The sequence below is a fragment of the Actinomadura rudentiformis genome, from assembly GCF_008923185.1.
GTDB lineage: Bacteria > Actinomycetota > Actinomycetes > Streptosporangiales > Streptosporangiaceae > Spirillospora > Spirillospora rudentiformis.
Genome location: NZ_WBMT01000001.1, coordinates 18,962 through 38,350 on the forward strand (window position 1 = coordinate 18,962; position 19,389 = coordinate 38,350).

At 70.4% G+C, this 19,389-nt stretch carries 18 protein-coding genes and 5 tRNA genes; 10 read left to right on the forward strand and 13 right to left on the reverse strand.

Annotated elements, in window-relative coordinates:
- Positions 1-127 precede the first annotated feature (127 nt).
- The 4 genes from F8566_RS00085 to F8566_RS00100 all read right to left on the reverse strand — a co-directional run bounded on the left by F8566_RS00085 (position 128) and on the right by F8566_RS00100 (position 4,191).
- Positions 128-424, reverse strand: a complete 297-nt coding sequence (locus tag F8566_RS00085; RefSeq protein ID WP_151556720.1) for a hypothetical protein — start codon at positions 422-424, stop codon at positions 128-130.
- Positions 425-519: 95 nt separating this feature from the next.
- The gene (locus tag F8566_RS00090) at positions 520-954 is read right to left on the reverse strand and encodes a hypothetical protein (protein ID WP_151556722.1); all 435 of its coding nucleotides are present in this window, start codon (positions 952-954) and stop codon (positions 520-522) included.
- Positions 955-1,017: 63 nt separating this feature from the next.
- On the reverse strand, positions 1,018-2,523 hold the full coding sequence (locus F8566_RS00095; protein ID WP_151556724.1) for an LCP family glycopolymer transferase: 1,506 nt from the start codon (positions 2,521-2,523) through the stop codon (positions 1,018-1,020).
- A 231-nt stretch (positions 2,524-2,754) separates the two neighbouring features.
- A complete protein-coding gene (locus F8566_RS00100) occupies positions 2,755-4,191 on the reverse strand; it encodes a GuaB1 family IMP dehydrogenase-related protein (RefSeq protein ID WP_225992710.1) in 1,437 nt (478 codons plus the stop codon).
- Positions 4,192-4,907: 716 nt separating this feature from the next.
- On the opposite strand from F8566_RS00100, the gene F8566_RS00105 reads away from it, so the two are divergent.
- Complete coding sequence (locus F8566_RS00105; protein ID WP_151556728.1) at positions 4,908-5,819, forward strand: Lrp/AsnC family transcriptional regulator; 912 nt, start codon at positions 4,908-4,910, stop codon at positions 5,817-5,819.
- A 72-nt stretch (positions 5,820-5,891) separates the two neighbouring features.
- Here F8566_RS00105 and F8566_RS00110 read toward each other — a convergent pair whose 3' ends face one another.
- Both F8566_RS00110 and F8566_RS00115 read right to left on the reverse strand, forming a co-directional pair.
- Positions 5,892-7,496 carry a Na+/H+ antiporter gene (locus F8566_RS00110; protein ID WP_225992711.1) on the reverse strand — a complete coding sequence of 535 codons (1,605 nt, stop codon included), beginning with the start codon at positions 7,494-7,496 and terminating at the stop codon, positions 5,892-5,894.
- Between the two features lie 60 nt (positions 7,497-7,556).
- Entirely contained in the window at positions 7,557-8,423 is an 867-nt protein-coding gene (locus tag F8566_RS00115) for a LysR family transcriptional regulator (protein ID WP_151556730.1), read from the reverse strand.
- Positions 8,424-8,520: 97 nt separating this feature from the next.
- Between F8566_RS00115 and surE the strand changes: the two genes are divergently transcribed.
- Positions 8,521-9,441: a 5'/3'-nucleotidase SurE gene (gene surE, locus F8566_RS00120; RefSeq protein WP_151556732.1), complete on the forward strand. Its 921-nt coding sequence runs from the start codon at positions 8,521-8,523 to the stop codon at positions 9,439-9,441.
- A gap of 95 nt (positions 9,442-9,536) precedes the next feature.
- On the opposite strand, the gene F8566_RS00125 is transcribed toward surE, so the two are convergent.
- The 5 genes from F8566_RS00125 to F8566_RS00145 form a co-directional block, all read right to left on the reverse strand.
- A complete protein-coding gene (locus F8566_RS00125) occupies positions 9,537-11,114 on the reverse strand; it encodes an MFS transporter (RefSeq protein WP_151556734.1) in 1,578 nt (525 codons plus the stop codon).
- Complete coding sequence (locus F8566_RS00130; protein ID WP_151556736.1) at positions 11,114-11,377, reverse strand: UBP-type zinc finger domain-containing protein; 264 nt, start codon at positions 11,375-11,377, stop codon at positions 11,114-11,116. Before F8566_RS00130 ends, F8566_RS00125 begins: the two co-directional genes overlap by 1 nt.
- Positions 11,378-11,420: 43 nt before the next feature.
- Positions 11,421-12,455 (reverse strand): GDP-mannose 4,6-dehydratase, encoded by a 1,035-nt coding sequence (gene gmd / locus F8566_RS00135; protein WP_151557832.1) that lies wholly within the window; start codon positions 12,453-12,455, stop codon positions 11,421-11,423.
- A 203-nt stretch (positions 12,456-12,658) separates the two neighbouring features.
- Complete coding sequence (locus F8566_RS00140; RefSeq protein ID WP_151556738.1) at positions 12,659-13,219, reverse strand: CGNR zinc finger domain-containing protein; 561 nt, start codon at positions 13,217-13,219, stop codon at positions 12,659-12,661.
- Positions 13,220-13,443: 224 nt separating this feature from the next.
- Positions 13,444-14,016 carry a hypothetical protein gene (locus tag F8566_RS00145; RefSeq protein ID WP_151556739.1) on the reverse strand — a complete coding sequence of 191 codons (573 nt, stop codon included), beginning with the start codon at positions 14,014-14,016 and terminating at the stop codon, positions 13,444-13,446.
- Between the two features lie 197 nt (positions 14,017-14,213).
- Between F8566_RS00145 and F8566_RS00150 the strand changes: the two genes are divergently transcribed.
- The 6 genes from F8566_RS00150 (at position 14,214) to F8566_RS00175 (ending at position 15,215) form a co-directional block, all read left to right on the forward strand.
- On the forward strand, positions 14,214-14,711 hold the full coding sequence (locus F8566_RS00150; protein WP_151556742.1) for a PaaI family thioesterase: 498 nt from the start codon (positions 14,214-14,216) through the stop codon (positions 14,709-14,711).
- A 78-nt stretch (positions 14,712-14,789) separates the two neighbouring features.
- Positions 14,790-14,861 (forward strand) — tRNA-Trp (locus F8566_RS00155).
- 17 nt (positions 14,862-14,878) lie between these two features.
- Positions 14,879-14,949: transfer RNA gene (locus F8566_RS00160), tRNA-Ala, on the forward strand.
- A gap of 22 nt (positions 14,950-14,971) precedes the next feature.
- A tRNA-Gly gene (locus F8566_RS00165) sits at positions 14,972-15,043 on the forward strand.
- Positions 15,044-15,049: 6 nt separating this feature from the next.
- Positions 15,050-15,122, forward strand: a tRNA-Lys gene (locus F8566_RS00170).
- Positions 15,123-15,127: 5 nt separating this feature from the next.
- Positions 15,128-15,215 (forward strand) — tRNA-Ser (locus F8566_RS00175).
- A 79-nt stretch (positions 15,216-15,294) separates the two neighbouring features.
- On the opposite strand, the gene F8566_RS00180 is transcribed toward F8566_RS00175, so the two are convergent.
- Positions 15,295-16,647 (reverse strand): pyridoxal phosphate-dependent aminotransferase, encoded by a 1,353-nt coding sequence (locus F8566_RS00180; protein WP_151556744.1) that lies wholly within the window; start codon positions 16,645-16,647, stop codon positions 15,295-15,297.
- Between the two features lie 138 nt (positions 16,648-16,785).
- Between F8566_RS00180 and F8566_RS00185 the strand changes: the two genes are divergently transcribed.
- Complete coding sequence (locus tag F8566_RS00185; RefSeq protein ID WP_151556746.1) at positions 16,786-17,724, forward strand: LysR family transcriptional regulator; 939 nt, start codon at positions 16,786-16,788, stop codon at positions 17,722-17,724.
- A 12-nt stretch (positions 17,725-17,736) separates the two neighbouring features.
- Here F8566_RS00185 and F8566_RS00190 read toward each other — a convergent pair whose 3' ends face one another.
- On the reverse strand, positions 17,737-18,216 hold the full coding sequence (locus F8566_RS00190) for an SCP2 sterol-binding domain-containing protein (protein WP_151556748.1): 480 nt from the start codon (positions 18,214-18,216) through the stop codon (positions 17,737-17,739).
- A 444-nt stretch (positions 18,217-18,660) separates the two neighbouring features.
- Here F8566_RS00190 and F8566_RS00195 point away from each other — a divergent pair, with 444 nt between their 5' ends.
- Positions 18,661-19,371: a VC0807 family protein gene (locus F8566_RS00195; protein WP_225992713.1), complete on the forward strand. Its 711-nt coding sequence runs from the start codon at positions 18,661-18,663 to the stop codon at positions 19,369-19,371.
- Positions 19,372-19,389: the final 18 nt, after the last annotated feature.

The window sequence follows — 19,389 nt, forward strand, 5'->3', positions numbered from 1 at the left end:
AGATGGCCGTAGAGCGGCGCCAGCGACTCTGTGGCGCAGGGCAAGGGGCAAGTGCTCACGACGGCGTCAGGTGGCTGTGAGGCGCCAGGGGGCAGCTGTGAGGGGAGATGGGGCGGCGCGGTCGTCTTCAGGCGACGCTGGACGCCCGCTGGAGGCTCTGGTCGATCAGGGCGGCCGCGCGGTCGAGGTCACGCGCGGGCGCGATGCGGTCGGCCCAGGTCCACCAGAACCAGGCCGTGCCGTCTGCGTCGCGTTGGCAGACGATCGTGCCCGACCGCCCTGGCTCGGTGCGGTGGAGGACCTCCAGCCGTGGCCCGGTCCCGGCGGTCACCATCATCGTGAGATGGCCGTGGCGGGCCAGGGATTGGCCGAGATCTTCGAGGGCCGCCAGTTCGGTGTCGGTCTCTTCGATCGTCCGCAGCATTTCCGATCCCCCTGAGTCTTCGGCGTCAAGAGTTGGGACGCCGGGAAACCGCCAGAAGTTTGCGGAACGGCGGTGAGACCGAGCTGACCGAGGAGTCAGGGGCGCCGCCGGAACGCGCGCAGCGGCCGCCGCTCGTACCCGCCGTCGGCCAGCCCTGCCAGCCGTTCGAACGGGTTGTACGAGGAGTGATCACCGCACAGGGCCAGGGAGACGCCCGCACAGGCCAGATAGGCGACGATCATGAACGGGCCGAAGCAGAACGCGTACTGGGTGGCGTGCCGTCCCTCGTGCAGCAGCAGCCGAGGACGGTCCAGGAGATCAGCCGCCTCGCTCCGGACGAGGATCACGTTCCCGCATGTGAAGGCATGCGCGTCGGGCAACGGCAGCCGGTAGCGACCGGCGACCAGCAGCCCGTCCGGCCCGCGGTGGACGGCCGGCCGCCGCGTCCCGGCCACGATGAGGAGGAGCCCCAGCGGCGTCGACAGGTTGATGATGTTCACGACCTGGCGAAGGCGGTGTGCCGGCTTCACATGGGAGTTCTTCCCGCGGAGCCAGCGCCGCACCCGTCACCCAGAGGTCCCCAGAGGTGTTGTTCAGGAGGGGCAGGTGGCATCCAGCGAGACGGGCTTGGACTGCGGGCCCTTGGTGGATCCAGGTGAAGGGTCGCCGGACTTGCCCGGCGTGGCGCTGGGGGAGCCGCTGGTCGTCGGGCTCGTCGGGGCCGTGGGCGTGCCGCTCGGCTTGGTCCCGCTGCTCTCGACGGCCTGGGCCGACAGCTTGCGGATGAGCCCGAAGTCGGGGTTGCCGGTGCTGATGAGCGGCGGCACGAACTGCAGGCTGTTGATCTGGGCCCCGCTCTTGACCTTGCTGGACAGCGACACGAAGGCCGGCAGGAGCTCCTGCGGGATGTCGGTGGAGATCGCCCGCTTGGTGGCGGCGGCCAGCCTGTCGAACTTCGTCAGCACGGTCTGCGGGTCGGCCTGCTTGGCGATCGCCCGCATGATGCACTTCTGGCGGCCCATCCGGGTGTAGTCGTCGCTGTTGGTGCGGGAACGGCCGTACCAGAGGGCCTCCTTGCCCGACAGCGTCCGGGTGCCGGCCTTCAGCACGCGGTTCTCGCGGCTGTAGAGGATGTCTTCGGGAATCGTCATCTTGACGCCGCCGATGGCGTCGACGATGTCGGCGAACCCGCGCATGTCGACCAGGATGTAGTAGTCGACGCGCTGGTGGAGGATCCCGGCGATCGTGGCCTTGAGAAGCTCCGGGCCGCGGTTGTTCTTGGTCACGCCGGGGACCAGGTCGGGGTGCTCCTCGGCGTACTGGTACACCTCGTTGAGGAGGCCGGGGGTGCCGGCGCCGTCGCCGGTGAAGCCGTACGGGAAACGGTCGCGGGCGGGCCCCGGCGGCAGCTGGAAGCTCTCGAGGTTGCGGGGGAGGCCGAGCAGGACGGTGTCGCCGGTCTTGGTGTCGACGCTGGCGAGGGTCATGCTGTCGGTGCGCACGCCCACGCGGTTGGGGGCGGCGTCGCCGCCCAGCAGCAGGACGTTGACGCGGGACTGCCCGTTCCACGGGTCGGCGGTGTTGACCGGGCGGCCGTTGCTGTCGCCGGTGCGGAAGATGCTCGTCAGCGCGTCCTTGTAGACGTAGGTGCTGTGCGCGGCCCACGTGACGGGCACGGCCACCGCGAAGCAGAGCAGCGCGACCGTCACGGCCCCGGCGGTCTGGGCGCCGGTGGACAGCCCGTCGGGCCGGACGATCTGGTACGAGCGGATCACGACCGTCACCCACACCAGGCCCAGCGCGAGGATGCCGACGGCGAACGCCGACAGCCAGGTGGGCTGCACCGCCAGCCGGATCAGGTCGGGCCGGAAGACGGCCGCCGTCACCGCGCCCGCGATGATCAGCAGGCCGAAGGCCCCCAGCAGGATCGAGCCGACGACACGGCGGCCGGCCCGCAGGTGGGCCACACCCCAGACGAGCGCGGAGGCCAGGGTGAGTCCCAGGGCGCGCTGCAGCCCCCGCGCGGCGGCACCGCCGCCGTCCCGGGCGAGGGTGTCATCGTCCCGCTGGGCGCGCCCACCGGCCAAACGACTCGCCATGTACGCTCCGATCCCCCACCCAAGGTGAAATTAGGCGCTGCCTTACATTATGGACGCGCAAAACCGGAGCTGGTTTACGTAGTAGTCGACCAAATGCGGGCTGTGCTGCTGTTATGTGAGGCTTTTGCCTAGAATATGCAATTCGGCGCCGCGGGGGAAACGGATCAGGACGCATGACGTCCCGTGGCGCGACGGACACGGTGGGTCGCCGAATTCGGCTGTTACCAGGCGTTACCAGCTGCTGGAGAGCGGCATGCCTTCGGCGTAGCCCGAGGAGCTCTGGATGCCGACCGTGGCGCGTTCGTGGAACTCCTCCAGCGAACGGGCGCCCGCGTAGGTGCACGAGCTGCGCAGCCCGGCGACGATCGAGTCGATGAGGTCCTCGACGCCCGGCCGCTCCGGGTCCAGGAACATGCGCGAGGTCGAGATGCCCTCCTCGAAGAGCGCCTTGCGGGCCCGGTCGAACGGGGAGTCGTCGGCGGTGCGCAGCCGCACGGCCCGCGCGGAGGCCATGCCGAAGCTCTCCTTGTAGAGACGCCCGTCGGCGGCCCGCTGCAGGTCGCCCGGCGACTCGTACGTCCCGGCGAACCAGGAGCCCACCATCACGTTGGCCGCCCCGGCGGCCAGCGCCAAGGCCACGTCGCGCGGGTGCCGCACGCCGCCGTCGGCCCAGATCTGCTTGCCGAGGCGGCGTGCCTCGGCGGCGCACTCGAGGACGGCGGAGAACTGCGGCCGGCCCACGCCGGTCATCATCCGCGTGGTGCACATGGCGCCCGGGCCCACGCCGACCTTGACGATGTCGGCTCCGGCCTGGATGAGGTCGCGGGTGCCCTCGGCGGTCACGACGTTCCCGGCCACGATCGGGACCTGCGGGTCCAGCCCGCGGACGGCCGCCAGCGCGCCGATCATCTTCTCCTGGTGGCCGTGCGCGGTGTCGACCACGATGAGGTCGGCGCCGGCCTCCAGCAGGGCCTTGGCCTTGCGGGCCACGTCGCCGTTCACGCCCACGGCGGCGCCGACGCGCAACCGCCCGGCGTCGTCCACGGCGGGCTTGTAGAGGGTGGCGCGCAGGGCACCGGTGCGGGTGAGGATGCCGGTGAGGCGGCCGGCGCCGTCGACCACGGGCGCGAGGCGGTGGCCGCGCTCGTGGAGGCGGTTGAACGCCTCCTGCGGGTCGACGCTGTCCGGGAGCGTGACGAGGTCGCGGGACATGATGTCGCGCAGCTGGGCGAACCGGTCCACGCCGTGGCAGTCCGCGTCGGTCACCACGCCCACCGGACGGTCGTCCTCCACCACGATCACGGCGTTGTGCGCGCGCTTGGGCAGCAGCGCGAGCGCCTCGCCCGCGGTCGCGGCCGGTGTGAGGGTGATCGGCGTGTCGTAGATCAGGTGGCGGTCCTTCACCCAGCCGATCACGTCGGAGACGACCTCGACGGGGATGTCCTGCGGGATGACCGCGAGGCCGCCTCGGCGGGCGACGGTCTCGGCCATGCGGCGGCCGGAGACCGCGGTCATGTTGGCCACGACGAGCGGAACGGTCGTCCCGCTGCCGTCCACCGTCGCCAGGTCGACCTCCAGCCGGGAGCCGACCGACGAGCGGCGGGGGACCATGAAGACGTCGTTGTACGTGAGGTCGTGAGCGGAATGCTCACCGTTCAACAAGCGCACGGCTGTTCTACACACCAATCGCGGATGAAAGTGGCTGGGCCACCGTACATTGTGATCCATACCCGGCAGTGCTCCGGCCAAAGCGGGCACCGCGTCCCGCTCCTGCGGCCCGGCATCGGACAAGGCGGGCTTGACCCTCTCGCAGAACGGACCGTACTTCCGGGTGACTCCTGGCTGACCGTCGCGTGTGCCCCCTCTGACCAGCCTCTCTGTCATTTGCCGGACGTCCGTGACCAGTGGGATGTGGCGGACTCTGTGGAATGAGGTGCAACGTGAGGTTTCGCTCTCTGTAAAGTTACCTCTTGACGATGGTGCGGCGTGGATGCACTTTTTTTACATGTGCCTCACACGGACGGCCGTCCCCCCGTAGAGGCTTCACACAGCAGAACACCGGGAGAGGCGCATGCAGTTAACGCTCTTGGGCCCGGTGTGCCGCGCCCGATCCGGCCGTACCCCGCATGGTCATCGCCATCCGGGGCGCTGTGCGTACGGGCTCGGGCGTGCCCGGCCTGACGGAGGGGGCCGGGCGTCAATGCATTGCCGCACCGGTTTAGCGGCGTCATTTTCGTCGCTGGAGAGGCCGTTCACCGACGCATCAACGGTGACCGGACGTGACGAACACGAGCAAGATCAATATTTGACGTCATACCGTCCTGAAATGGAATGATCTTGCAGTTGCTGGCGAAACGATTCATTGCATGTCGAGGAGGAGAGCCGTGCTGGATGCGGTCGACGCCGTGCTCGTCCGCGAGCTCCAGCGGGATGGCAGGGCGACCTTCCAGGCGCTCGCCGACCGCGTCGGGCTTTCCCGCACGGCAGTGCGGGCACGCGTGCAGAACCTTCTCGAAACCCAGGTCGTCCGCGTTGTCGGCATCGTGCACGCCGCCGTCGTGGGAGCGGAGGCGATCGGGCACGTCTCGGTCACCGTCGACGGATCCGCCAGGGAGGTGGCGGCGGCCATCGCGGAGCGGCCGGCGGTCAGCTTCACCGCGCTGACCGCCGGGCCCTACGACCTCGTCGCGCAGGTGCGGACGCGGGACGACGCGGCGCTGGCCGCCGAGGTCGACCACATCCGCGCCGTGCCCGGCGTGCGGTCGGCGGAGGTGTTCCGCTCGGTCTCCACCGTGCGCGACTCCCACGCCGTGGTCCGTGAGCTCGGGGACATCACCCTCGACGACATCGACTGGCGGTTGCTCCAGGAGTTGCAGCGCGACGGCCGTGCCCCCTACACGCGGCTCGCCAACATCATCGGGCTGTCCCAGGCCGCCACACGGGCCCGGGTGGTGCGGCTGATGCGCTCGGGCGTGATCCAGGTGACCGGCCTGGCCGATCCCCTGGCGCTGGGCGCCGCGGAGCTGGGCGGCTTCGGGCTCACGGTGACCGGCGGGCTCCGCCGGGTCGCCGAGGCCGTGGCGGAGAAGGACGGCGTGCGCTACCTGGCGACGGGCTTCGGCCGCTACGACATCGTCGGCCAGGCCGAGGCCGCCTCGCGCGGGGAGCTCGTCGCGGTCATGGACGCGATCCGCGCGGTCCCTGGCGCGACCGTCCGGGAGTCCTGGCACCACCTCGACGTGGTGAAGGAGTCCTACGCCGTCGAACTCCCCGAGAAGCCGCTCAACGGTTCGTGACACCGCCGAGGGCCCGCGTTCACCCCATGAACGCGGGCCCCGCACCGACGCGAGATGAGGCGCGGCGGGGGGTCAGTCGCGGTTGAGGGCTGCCTCTTCGAGGTCCAGCTCGTGCAGCACGCGGTTCATCACCTCGTCGTCGAGGCGGCGTTCGTCGCGCATCTGGATGAACACCTGCCGTTCGGCGGCCAGCATCTCGCGGCGGAGGCGCCGGTAGGTGCTCGTCGGCACCTCCTCGCCCTCGGGGCCCGTGCCCCCGCCGAGCCGCTCCCAGGCGCGGAGCTGCCGGTGCTCGGCGAGCTGCCGCAGACGTTCCGTCACCGTCTCGTCGATGGCCTTGGGCTCGGCGGCGACGAGCTCCTCCAGCCGCTCCAGGGCCGCCTTCGCGGCGGCGTGCTGGGCACCGGCCTCGGCGACCCTGTCGGTGTACTCCTCGTCGGCGCTCCCGACGCCGAGGCGGCGGATCAGCATGGGGAACGTCATGCCGTGGACGAGCAGCGTGGCCAGCACGGTGGTGAACGTCAGGAAGAGGATCAGGTCTCGGCCGGGGAAGGGTTCACGGGACGAGGTGAGGATCGGGACCGCGAACGCGGCGGCCAGCGAGACCACGCCGCGCATGCCCGCCCAGGACACCACGACCGGGCCCCTCCATCCGTACCAGGCCTCCTTTTCGCGGATCCGCGCCGAGAGCAGCCGGGGCAGGAACGCCGCTGGGAACACCCACACGAACCGCGTGACGACGGTGATCGCGAAGATCGCCACCGCCCACCACATGAGGCTGGCCCAGCCGTACCCGGACACGCCGTCCAGCACCGCCGGCAGCTGGAGCCCGATGACCAGGAAGACCACCGACTCCAGGATGAAGATGACGACCTTCCAGAACGCGTGGCCGATGATCCGGGTCACGGCGGCCGACTCGGTGAAGCGGTGCCCGAGATACAGGCCGCTGACCACCACCGCGATCACACCGGAGGCGTGCAGCGCCTCGGCGATCAGATAGGCGGCGAACGGCGCCAGCACCGCCACCCCGTTCTCCACGATCGGGTCGTTCAGGCGCGTCCGCAGCCAGTGCAGCGGCGGCCCGAGCACCAGCCCGATCGCGGCACCGGCCACCGCGGCGAACAGGAACCGCCCGGTGCCGTCCAGCAGCGTGAACCCCGCGCCCGCCGCCGCTGCGACCGCCACCCGGAACGCGGTCAGCGCGGTGGCGTCGTTGAACAGGCTCTCGCCCACAAGGATCGTCACCGTCCGGCGCGGCAGCCCCAGCCGCTGCGCGACGCTCACCGCCGCGACCGCGTCCGGCGGCGCGATGATCGCGCCGAGCACGAACGCCGCAGCCAGCGGCAGGTCCGGCACGAGGTAGTACGCGGAGTACCCGACGACGAAGGTGGTGAACAGCACGAGGCCGAACGACAGCAGGCCGATGGGCCGGACGTTCTCGCGGAGGTTGTAGTACGAGATCTGCCAGGCCGCCGAGAACAGCAGCGGCGGCAGGAACACGTACAGGACGAATTCGGGATCGAGCTCGAAGCCGGGCACGCCGGGGATGAACGTGAAGAGCAGCCCGGCGACCACCAGGACGAGCGGCGCGGAGAGCCCCCACCGCCTGGACAGCCCGGCGACCGTGACCGCTGCCATCGGCACCGCCAGCAGCCACAACGCATGAGTCGCTTCCACGCTCAGATCATGGCACGGGCGGCGCCTCGGCCGGGTTCCCGGCCCCTGGCGCCCGCTGGGTCAGCCGCGTGAGGCCTCCTTGGCGAAGGCGAGGAAGTCGCGCGCCACCGGGGGAAGCTGCCGGTGCGCATGGACCAGGCCGATCAACTTGGTGAGCGGCGGCATGAACGAGCGCACCACCAGGCCCTCGGTGTCGTCGATCTGATTGCGGTACCAGAGCAGCGAGCCCATGCCGGAGCGCACCCACCCAAGCCATGACCCGCGTTCGTCGGACTCCACCGCCACCACGGGCGTGGCGCCGATACGTTCCAGCATCGCGTCGAGCTCCGCGCGGCGTGAGCTGCCGCGGCTCGGCAGCACCAGGCGCATGCCGTCCAGCGCGCTGAGCGGCACCGGATCCCGCACCTTCAGCGCCGGCGGCGAGATCAGCACCACCTCGCGCTGCTCGAACGGGTGGGCCGCCAGGTCGCCGGGGACGGGCAGGTCGGTGAGGGCCAGATCGGCGCGGCCCGTACGGATGGCCGCGGCGACCTGCTCGCGGCCCTCGCAGCGGATCACCCGGACCCGGACCGCGGGCTGGTCGCGGGCGAACCGGGGGATCAGCCGCCCGGTCAGCTCCGGCTCCAGCGAGGAGGTGGAGGCGATGCGCAGCTCGGATCCGCGGCCGTTGGCGCGCGAGACCGAGAGCCCTTCGATCGCGTCGATGGCGTCCAGAGCGACGCGCGCCTGCCGGACCACCTGTTCGCCGACCGCGGTGAGCACGACACCCCGCCCGGAACGGGCGAACAACTCCACGCCGAGCTCGCGTTCGAGCTCGCGGACGGCCCGGGACAGCGCGGGCTGGGCGACATAGAGCGCCTGAGCCGCCGACGTCATCGTGCCGTGGTCGGCGGTCGCCACGACATAGCGCAGCTGCCGCAGATTCATTCCCTGACCGTATGACAACGAACCGATCCGGTCTTGGACATAGCCGGAATCGGACCCGAGATTTGCAAGTCACCAGGATCGAGAAAGAGGTGCACACATGTCCGTGTTGCGAATCCCGGTGACGCGAGCGCGAGCGCGTACGCTGGCCGCCGTCGCCTGCGTGCTCGCCGCTTCCGCCCTGATCATGGCTTCCTCGGCGCACGCCGTGCCCGAACGCCCGGGCGAACGCCCCGCCGCCGTCCAGGGGCTGAACATCATGCTGACCAACGACGACGGGTTCGGCGCACCCGGTCTCCAGGCGGTGCGGCAGGCGCTGATGGCCGCCGGGCACAGGGTGACGGTGGTCGCGCCGGCGGCCGACCAGAGCGGGGTCGGCACCGCGATGACGCTCAGGTTCGGGGCGCGGATCACCGCCAGGCAGGAGTCCCCGGGCGTCTGGTCGGTCGCCGGGACGCCCGCAGACTCGGTCTCCTTCGGGCTCCAGGCCGTCTTCAAGGAGGCCAAGCCCGACCTGGTGGTCTCGGGAAGCAACTTCGGCCACAACACCGGCGCGGTCGCCACCCATTCGGGCACGGTGGGGGCCGCGATCACCGGGCTGGCGAACGGCGTGCCGTCGATCGCGGTGAGCACCGAGATCGATCTGCGGGCGGGGCAGGAGGCCACGCTGAAGGCGTTCCCGGCCACGGCGGAGTACCTCGCGGATCTGATCGCCCGCCTCCGGCGGGCCGGAGGCGGGCGCCTGCTGCCCGCCGGGGTGGCGCTCAACGTCAACTACCCGATCACGGCGGGCGCGCCGAGGGGCACGAAGATCACCAGGCTCGGCACGACCGCGTTCGTGCTGCCGGTGTACCAGCCGGCGGGCCCGGACACGTTTTTGATCACGCCGCGGTTCCCGGCCGACCCGGAGACCGTCGAGGGCGCCGACACCACCGCGCTCAGCCGGGACCACGTCTCCGTCACCCCGCTCGACGGCGACTGGACGCACCCCGCCGCCCGGATTCCCGGTCTCACCCGCTGAGCCGAGGGCCCCAGGGCATCGCGGGACAGGGCCTCAGGGCATCGCGGGATGAGGTCTTTCCGGGGCCTCATCCCGCGATCGGCTGGGCAGGACAGTCAGCCCGCGGCGGGACGCGCGGTGCTGCCCTCGCGTTCAGGCTCCAACGGCGGCGCCCCCACGCAGCAGTGGTGCTTGCACTGCGGCTCGGACGCGGCAGGCGCGGCCCGGAGCGTGTCGTCGCGCACGGTGAAGAAGGTCAGCACGGCTCCCGCCGCCATGATGACGGCGGAGACGATCATCGCATTGCGGAAGCCGTCGGAGAACGCGGCCGGATCGTTGTAGGCCTCCCCGGTCAGCCCCGCCAGCGGCGGGATCGCGGCGACCGCCAGCAACCCGGCCGCCCGCGCGACCGCGTTGTTGGTCCCGCTCGCCACCCCGGCGTGCCGGACGTCCGCGCTCGCGAGGACGGTGGCGGTGAGCGGCGCGACCATCGCCGACAGCCCCAGGCCGAACACCACCACGGCGGGCAGCACGTCGCGCAGGTACGAGGCGTCCTGGCCGACGCGCGAGGCCATCAGCATGCCGGCCGCGGCCACCACGAGCCCGACCGCCATCGGCGTCCGCGGCCCGATCCGCTGGGCCAGCCCGCCCGCCCGGGACGACAGGAGCAACATCAGCACCGTCACCGGCAGCAGGGCCGTCCCGGCGGCGATCGGCTCGAAGCCCGAGACGACCTGGAGGTTCAGGACGAAGAGGAAGAACATCACGCTCATCGCGCCGTACACCACGAACGTGACGATGTTGACCACCGTGAACTGGCGCGAGGCGAAGATCTGCAACGGCAGCATGGGCTGAGGCACCGGCCGAGCCGCGCGATCCGCGCTCTCCGCGGAACGGCCGAGAAGGCGTCGGCCGAGAAGGCGCCGGCCGCCACCGCGCGCCCGTTCGACGAAGACGAACGTCACCGCGGCACCGAGTCCCAGTGCGGCGGCACCGCCGATCACGGCGCTCCCCACGTTCGACTGCGGGGCCTCGGTCAGGGCGTACGTGGTCCCGGCCAGCGCCAGCGCCGCCAGCACCGCGCCCAGGATGTCGAAGCCGCCGTGCGCGTCGGGGTCGACGCTCTCCGGTACGTGCCGTACCGCCACCAGCACCACGATCGCGGCGAGCGGCAGGTTGAGCAGGAACACCCAGCGCCAGCCCGCCGCCTCCACCAGCCAACCGCCCAGGAACGGACCGATGGCGCCCGCGACGCCGCCGAGCCCGGACCAGGCGCCCACCGCGCGCGGCCGGTCGTCGGAGCTGAACGAGGCCTGGATGATCGCCAGCGAGCCGGGGGTGAGCAGCGCGCCGCCGATTCCCTGCAGGGCCCGCGCGGCCACCAGCGTGGTGACGTCCTGCGCGGCGCCGCACAGCAGCGACGCGAGCGCGAACCACACCACGCCGATCACGAACACCTTCCGGCGGCCGTACCGGTCGCCCAGCGAGCCGCCGAGCAGGATGAACCCGGCCAGCGTGAGGGTGTAGGCGTTCACCGTCCACTGCAGCCCGGCCATGTTCGCGTCGAGGTCACGGGCCACCCGCGGCAGCGCCACGTTGACGATCGTGGCGTCCAGCATCGCCACGCTGGAGCCCAGCACCGTGGCCAGCAGGATCCAGCGGCCCGGCGCGCTCGCCAGCCGGATGTCGGGCATCAGACGATCTGCTCGTCCACGAAGCACCAGCGCCAGTCCTCGCCGGGCTCGAACGACCGGACGATCGGGTGACCCTCCTTGCCGGAGTGCGCCGTCGCGTGGCGCATCGGCGACGAGTCACAACACCCGACATGGCCGCAGGAGAGGCAAAGGCGCAGGTGGACCCACCGGGAGCCTTCCGCGAGGCACTCCTGACAGCCCTGCGGCGTCACCGGGTCCGGATCGACGTCCGGCAAGGCCTGCACATGCTCACAAATAGCCATGGAGGCATCGTCGCACGCCCGCGTTCACTCCATGAACGGCGGCTCACCAGTGGTCGGGGCTGAACGGCTCGTCCTCGGGACGGGCCGACTCCGAGAGCAGCCGGAGATCGGACTCGACCATCATCGAGACGAGCTCCTCGAAGGTCACCTGCGGCTCCCAGCCGAGGTGCATGCGGGCCTTCTTGGGGTCGGCGCAGAGCAGGTCGACCTCGGCGGGACGGGTGTAGCGCTCGTCGAGAACGACGTGGTCCTCCCAGTTGAGGCCGACGCTGGTGAACGCGTACTCCACAAGATCGCGCACCGACTGGGTCTGGCCCGTTCCGATGACGTAGTCCTCGGGCGCCCCCTGCGCCAGCATCATCCGCATCGCGCGGGCGTAGTCGCCGGCGAAGCCCCAGTCACGCCGGGCCTCCAGGTTGCCCAGCCGCAGCTCCGAAGCCAGGCCCAGCTTGATCCGGGCCGCGCCCAGCGTGACCTTGCGGGTCACGAACTCGGCGCCCCGGCGAGGCGACTCGTGGTTGAACAGGATCCCGCTCACCGCGAACATCCCGTACGACTCGCGGTAGTTCTGGGTGATGTAGTGCCCGTAGGTCTTGGCGACGCCGTACGGGCTGCGGGGATGGAACGGGGTCTTCTCGTTCTGCGGAGTCTCCCGGACCATGCCGAACATCTCCGAGGAGGACGCCTGGTAGAAGCGGATCTGCTCGTCGCCCGGCGTACGGGACGGGCTGATCCCCGACACCACGCGGATCGCCTCCAGCATGCGCAGCACGCCCATGCCGGTGACCTCGGCCGTGAGCTCCGCCTGCTGCCACGACATCGGGACGTAGGAGATCGCACCCAGGTTGTAGACCTCGTCGGGGCGGACCCGTTCCACCGCCGAGATCAGGCTGCCCTGGTCGAGCAGGTCCCCGGTGGTGATCTGGACGTCGCCGATGTGCTTGCGCAGCCGCGACACGTGCGGATTGGCCTGACCGCGCACCAGGCCCCAGACCTCATACCCCTGCTCGAGCAGATGCTCGGCGAGGTACGAACCGTCCTGCCCGGTGATGCCGGTGATGAGCGCTCGCCTGGACAGCGGATCCTCCATGGCTGATTGGGTCAGACGTCGGAGCCCACTGCGGGCGGAAACCCGCAAAGGGTGTGAACGACGAGGTTAGCGACCCCGTGCGGATGCTGACGAGCGAGGGCGCGGTTTACACCGAATTTGCTTCAAGTTCCACGAGTGACGCTTGTGATCATAAGCCCGGAGGCCTTCCGGAGCCCCAGGTCAAGGTGGCGCTAAGGGGCGGTGGCTTCGCGCTGTCGGGCCCGGTAGGCGGCCACGTGCATGCGATTGCCGCACGTGCGGCTGTCGCAGTAACGGCGGCACCGGTTGCGGGAGAGGTCGACCAGGACCCGGGCGCAGTCGGGCGCCTCGCAGGTCCGCAGGCGGTCGAGCTCACCGGCCGACACCACGTACGCCAGGGCCATGCCGCAGTCGGCCGCCAGATGCTCGCCCATGGGGGCGCCGGGCGCGAAGAAGTGCACGTGCCAGTCGTGCCCGTCATGATCGGTCAGATGCGGGGTCGTGCGGACACCGCCGACGATGTCGTTGATCAACTCGACCGCCTCGGGCACCTCGGTGGCGCCGAAGACGGCGTGGAAGCGGCCCCGCAGGCTCCGCACCTGGGCCAGGTCCCGCCCGGTGAGCTCGCGGATGTCGCTGAAGCTGTTGCGATCCACGAACGCGCGCAGGCCGTCGAGATCACCGAGCCGCTCCTCCCCGGACGCTTCGGGCGCGGTGTTGATCAGATCGACGACGGTGGCGAGCGCGTGCTCGGTGTCGTGAGTGAAGATCACAATGACTCCAGTCTCAGGGGACCGGGACGGTCGCAGGACAGGGGGCCCAGCCGAGGGGAGCAGCTCGAGGCCGGGCCACGTTCTCCACCATATGACGCAGATCTAGATCGTCCACGCAACCCGATGCCGCCGTGCCTGCCAAGCGAGCGACATTCAGCTGTCCGTAACCAGCCGTACCGGTCCGACCACTTGATCGCGAAGCCACCGGGCCGGCCAGATGGCGCTCAACGCGAATAGAGCGGGTCTGCGACCACCGGGTAGAACGACCCCTCGTGCTGCACCCGCATGGTCACGATCGAGCCTGAGAGGGTGTAGTCGGCCTTCACGGGCCGGTACATCGAGTCGCACGCCCAGGGGTTGTAGAGGCGTCCCACGGTGGCGCCGTAACGCAGGTGCACGACGTCGTAGCCGCCGGAAGGCATCGCCTCCAGCGCCAGCCCGTCCGCCAGCGACACCGAGAACCGGAACTCGCTCGGCGCGTCCGGACCGTGGATCACCGTCAGCAGCCGGATGCCGGTCGACGTCGTCTGCGCCACGATGTCGGTGTCGACCTCGATGCCCACGAACACCCGCAGGCTCGGCCGCAGCACCTGCGCGACCGTGTCGGCCGCCGGCACGTCGATCCCGAAGTGGATGCGCTGCCCGTCCTTGGTCGGCACCCAGACCCCGTCACGAGCCCGCTGCCCCCAGGCGACATCGGGGTTCTCCAGCTCCTGCGGCTCGTTCTTCCCCCGGGCGACGAGAACCCGTGAGGCGGCGTTCATCGCCGCGGCAGCCCCGTCCCGTGCATGCCTCATGGCGGGCCCCCTCGCCTTCTTTCAACACAACCGTGATGCTTTGGGTTTACCACGGGGGAGTACGTCATGCCGCGCCTTGACCGGCACTTGAGTGGTTTGTGACGTTCGCCCGTGCGACGTCGCACCATACACCACCCCTGATCGCCCCGGTCAGGGCCGTAACTAGGATGAGCGGGTTCGTGACTGAGGAGTGATCCATGAGCACCATCCGCGTCGCCGACCTGCCCGAGGCCGAGCAGGACTTCATCCGCACGACCCTGCGCCAGTCCACCCCGCTCCACGAGCTGCTGGGCCTGGAGATCGTGGAGATCGGCGACAGTCACGCGCTCCTCTCGATGCCCGTCCGCGAGCAGGCCTTCAACAGCACCGGCAACCTGCACGGCGGCGCCATCGCCACCCTCATCGACGTCGCCGCCGGCACCGCCGCCGCCCGCGGCAGCGGCTTCGAACCCGGCAAGAACAGCCTGGTGACCGCCGACCTGCACGTCCGCTACCTCGGCCGCCCGCACGGCGACCAGGTGTACGCCCGCGCCGAGGTCCTCAAGGCCGGCCGCCAGCTGGTGATCGTCGAATGCCGGGTGACCGACGTCGAAGACCGCATCATCGCCGCCGCCGACTTCTCGATGATGCTCGTGCCCCTCCGCCGTCCGCTCCGCCCCGTGGCCACCGCCAAGGACACCGACCCCGACCTCTGACCGAGTGCCCGGAAAATCAATTGCCCGGGATCATGAACCACCCCATCATTGAGTGCATCGAAGAAAACGAACGCACGAAGGGGTGAGCCACCGGTTAGGCGACTGGTCTCCAAAACCAGTGAAAAGTAGGTTCGACTCCTACCGCCCCTGCTGAAAAAATGATCAATGGGCTTGTGGTGTAACGGAAACATACCTGTCTTGCAAACAGGCGATCGGAGTTCGATTCTCCGCTGGTCCACGCAGTAGCAGCACCACCACCCGCCGTAGAAGCCTTGGCGGTGAGGCACCAGGTTTCCACCCTGGCTAACGGAGTTCGACTCTCCGCTACGGCTCGACGAGCGTCGCGAGCATGACTGGAAATGCAGCAGACTCTTAATCTGCGAGATCGGGGTTCGAGTCCCCGGCGACGTACGCAAGGAGGACTGGCCGAGCGGCAAGGCACCCGTTTCGAAAACGGAGATCAGGGTGATACCTGCGGGAGTTCGATTCTCTCGTCCTCCGCCATCGGGGAAAGGCGCCGCGGTCCCGGCAATTCGATCGGAAAGATCGGATTGCCGGGACCGCGGCGTTGACGTCACGTGCCTCAGGCGATGGCCGCCGCGTGGTGGAGGCCGGGTTTGGTGGCTCCCGCGGTGAGGTCGGTGAGGATCTCGGAGATGCGGTCCAGGGACTCGGCCACCCAGGGGAGGGCGGTCGGGTCCAGGGCGGCGAGGGCGGTCAGGCGCTGCTCGTCGGTCTCGCCGTAGAGGCGGGTCGTGGCGACGCGGAAGCGGAGGGCCTCGGCGGGCTCGCCGAAGGCGCTGCCGGGCAGGATGCACATTCCGTAACGTTCCAAAAGGTGGCCGCAGAGTTCGGCGGCGGTGGCGATGCCGTACGCCTTACGGAGCGTCTCGCGGTGCGGGTCGAGGTCCGGATAGACGTAGAACGCCGCCTCAGGCGGACGGACGCGGGCTTCCGCCTGCCTGAAGCGGTCGGCCACGGCTCGCGCGATGGCCGCGTGGAGGCGGCGGCTGCGGTCGACGTGGGTGATCAGCTCGGGTGGCTCGGAGAAGGCGTAGGCGGCGGCCTGCTGGATCGGGGCCGGGGCGCTGGACCACATCTCGCTCGCCACGCCGAGGAGGCTGGCGCGAAGGGCATGGCCGAACGGGCCGTCCGGCAGGCGGGCCACGCCGAGGCGCCAGCCGCCCGCGGCCAAGTGCTTGCTCAACGCCGTCGTCACGACCGTGCGTTCCGGCGCGTAGGAGGCCGGGTTCGGCACCTTGCGCGCGGGATCGTGCACCAGGTCGCGGTAGATCTCATCGGAAATGATCAAAAGGTCGTGCTCACGGGCGACCGCGCAGAGCCTGCGGACCGTGGCCTCGGAGGCGAGGGTCCCGGTGGGGTTGTCCGGCAACGTGACGACGACGGCGCGGATCGAGCGGCCCTGGGAACGGGCTCGGACGATCGCGTCGGCGAGCAGGGCCGGGCTCGGCACGCCGCCCTCGCCTGGCGGGGTGGCGATGAAGACGGGCTTGGCTCCGGTGAGAGCCGCCTGCGCCGCGTACGACACCCAGCTCGGCGCGGGGATCGCCACGTCGCCGTCGGTCAACGACATCAGCAGGCCGAAGAGCAGCGCTTTGCTCCCAGGACCGCAGACGACCAGGCCGGGATCGGTCGGCAGGCCACGCCGGCTCCAGTAGCCGGCGGCGGCCGCGCGGAGCGGCGCCGAGCCTGCGACCGGGCCGTACGCCCCGCGGTCGGCGGCCGAGGCCAGCTCGCGGACGAGGGCCGGGTGGATGGGGATCCCGGCCTCGCCGAAGCCCAGCGGGAGGACGGGAAGCCCTTCGCGGCGCCTGCGGGCGATGGTGTCGTCGGCGGCCAAGGTGGGGGAGACCGGCAGGTCGCGTAGGGGAGGGTGGAGCGGCCGGGACGGTGCGGGCGTGTGCTGGGCGGACATCAGTAACTCCAGGGCATGCGAATAGCGGTGTGTGATACAGGAATTCCTGTCAGTGACCCGGCCGGGCTCGACTAATGTTTGCCCGCTTCTAGCATCATCACAAGCGAGTCTGGGCGATGCTGACCGTAAGGAGATCTAATGCTTGAGGTGCGCAGGCTGCGTCTGCTGTCCGAATTCGCGCGCCGTGGCAGCATCGCGGCGACCGCGACGGCCTTGGGATACACACCCTCCGCGGTCTCCCAGCAACTCGCCGCGCTGGAACGCGAGGCGCGGGTCGCTCTGCTGGACCGGACCGCGCGGAGCGCCGAGCTGACCGATGCCGGACGGCGGCTCGCCGAACGTGCCGACCAAATCCTCACTTTGGTCGAGGCGGCGGAGGCAGAGCTTTCTGCCCAGGCGGACACACCGATGGGCCGCGTGGTGGTCACGTCGTTCCCGACCGCGGCGGTGGCGTTCGCCCCTGCGCTGGCGCACAGCCTGGCGGACCACCCGGGTCTGACGTTCGTCCTGCGGCAGACGCGCCCGGGAGACGGCATCCGGCAGGTCCAGAGCGGCGAGGTGGACATCGCCCTGATCGACGACTGGACCGGCAAGATCGCTGATCAGGCGCCCGCGACCCTGAAGTTCTTTCATCTGCGCCGAGATCCGCTGGTGCTGGCGTTGCCCGCGGGGCATCCGATGTCGGACCCCGATCAGCCGATCGACCTGCAGGCGTTGCGGGAGGAGCCGTGGATGGCGGCGCCGCCGGGCGAGCCGTCCCGCCAGGCGGTCGACCGGCTGCTGGACGCGGTGGGCGGGGCGCGCCCGGTGCCGTGGGAGTTCGAGGGACTGCACACCATCCTGAGCCTGGTGGCGCAGGGCCTCGGTATCACGGCCATCCCGGCGCTGGCCCTCGCCGCGGGCGATCATGGCGTGGCGGTACGGAGCCTGCCCGACCCTTCGCTCGCCCGCGAGGTGTACGCCGTCACCCGTACGGCCAGCGTGCGCCGGCCGTCGGTGGCCGTGACCCTCCGCGCGATCTACGCCGCCGCCCAGGACGTCCGGCAGCCGCCGTCCGACACCCGCCCGGAGGAGTGACCTGCCTGGCCGTCAGCTGTAGTCGAACCAGCCTTGCATCTTCGCGCCGAACATCATGTCGCCGGAGATCTTGATCTTCCCGGTCATCACGCCGGTGACGCCGTTGAGGCGGCCGGCGCAGAGGCGCAGGAGGTTCGGCAGGGACATCCCCAGGGTGACCTTGGCCTTGTCCGGGGCGCCGCGCCGGCCCTGCGCCGTTCCGCCCGCGATGAGGAGGTGGTACGTCCGGACGCCCTCGGGGGTGTCGATGTTCCACTGGACCGAGCCGCCGTCCTTGCCCGCCTTCTCGGGTATGAACCGCGTGCCCATCAGGGTGAAGACCCGGTCGAGGACGTCGTCCACGCCGACCGTCTGGACGAACTGCGTGATCACCGCGTCGTCCACCCCGGGTGCCTCCAGGAGCTGGCGGAGCTCGTCGGGCGTGCCGACCGCGTGGAGCATGCCGCGCAGCTGCTCGGCGTTGTCATGGTCGGGGGGAAGAGTCTCGCCCATCCGCGCCTCCTCGTTGAGAACGTGTGCGAGAACTATTAACGAACGGTCTAATAACGTCAAGGGCGCGGAGGGATGGTGTTCTCTGCCCTCTGGATCCAAGGCCCGGGAGGGGGCTCGAACGCGCCGGCACGGTGACGATAGCGCCGGAAGGGCCAGGTCACCCGGGACTCGGCCCAGTGGGGGCGATACCGCCCGCGATGCGATGAAGGTTCGATATTGGCCGCATCCGGCCGCGACCCGCACTTTGCCCGGCGCGCATCCGAACTAATCCCCGAGCCGGTCCGGTTCGCGGGCCGCGGCACGGGAGGCGCCGAACGTGACGAGCCGAACCGTACGGCTGACGGTCGTTCATCACGTACCGTGGGGCGGATCGTGACCATTTCTTCAGCGGCCCGCCGGGCCGAACCGGGGGCACCAGGCTTGATGGATCGACCCGCACCAGGCTTGCTGGACCGACCCGCGACGCCGACCGCCGAGTCGCCCGCGAAGCCGACGGCGGAGTCGGTGGAACCGGCACCGGCGGACAGCGGTCACCACGGCTTCGAGTTGCCCAGGCTCGCGTCCATGCTCCGGCACGCCCTGCCGCGTTTCGTCGAAGGCGTCATCGCGCCCGTCGTCGTCTTCTACGCCGCGTTCGCCGTGCTCGGTCTCAACGGCGCGCTCATCGCCGCCGTCGTCTGGGTGTACGGAGGCATCGCCTGGCGTTACGCGCGCGGCCACGGGGTGTCGGGCATGCTCCTGCTCGCCGCCGTCGGCGTCACCGTCCGCGCCGTGCTCGCCGCCGCCACCCACAGCGCCGTCGTCTACTTCCTCCAGCCGACGCTCGGCACGCTCCTGGTGGCCATGGCGTTCCTCGCCTCCGTGCCCCTGCGCCGCCCCCTCGCCCAGAAGCTCGCGACCGACATGGTCCCCATGCCCGAGGCCTTCCTCGAGCACGCCCGCGTCCGCCAGTTCTTCCTGCGCATCTCGCTGCTGTGGTCGCTGGTCTTCTTCTCCAACGCCGTCATCAGCCTCTGGATGCTCTTCAACGAGTCCATCGGCATGTACCTCTGGGTGCGCACCAGCCTGGTGGCGGCCCTGGGCGCGGCTGCTGTGGCCGTCTCGGTCCTGAGCTTCCGCCGCTGCCTGGCTCACGTGAACGGCACACCTGCCTGAACCGCCGGAGCCGCCGGA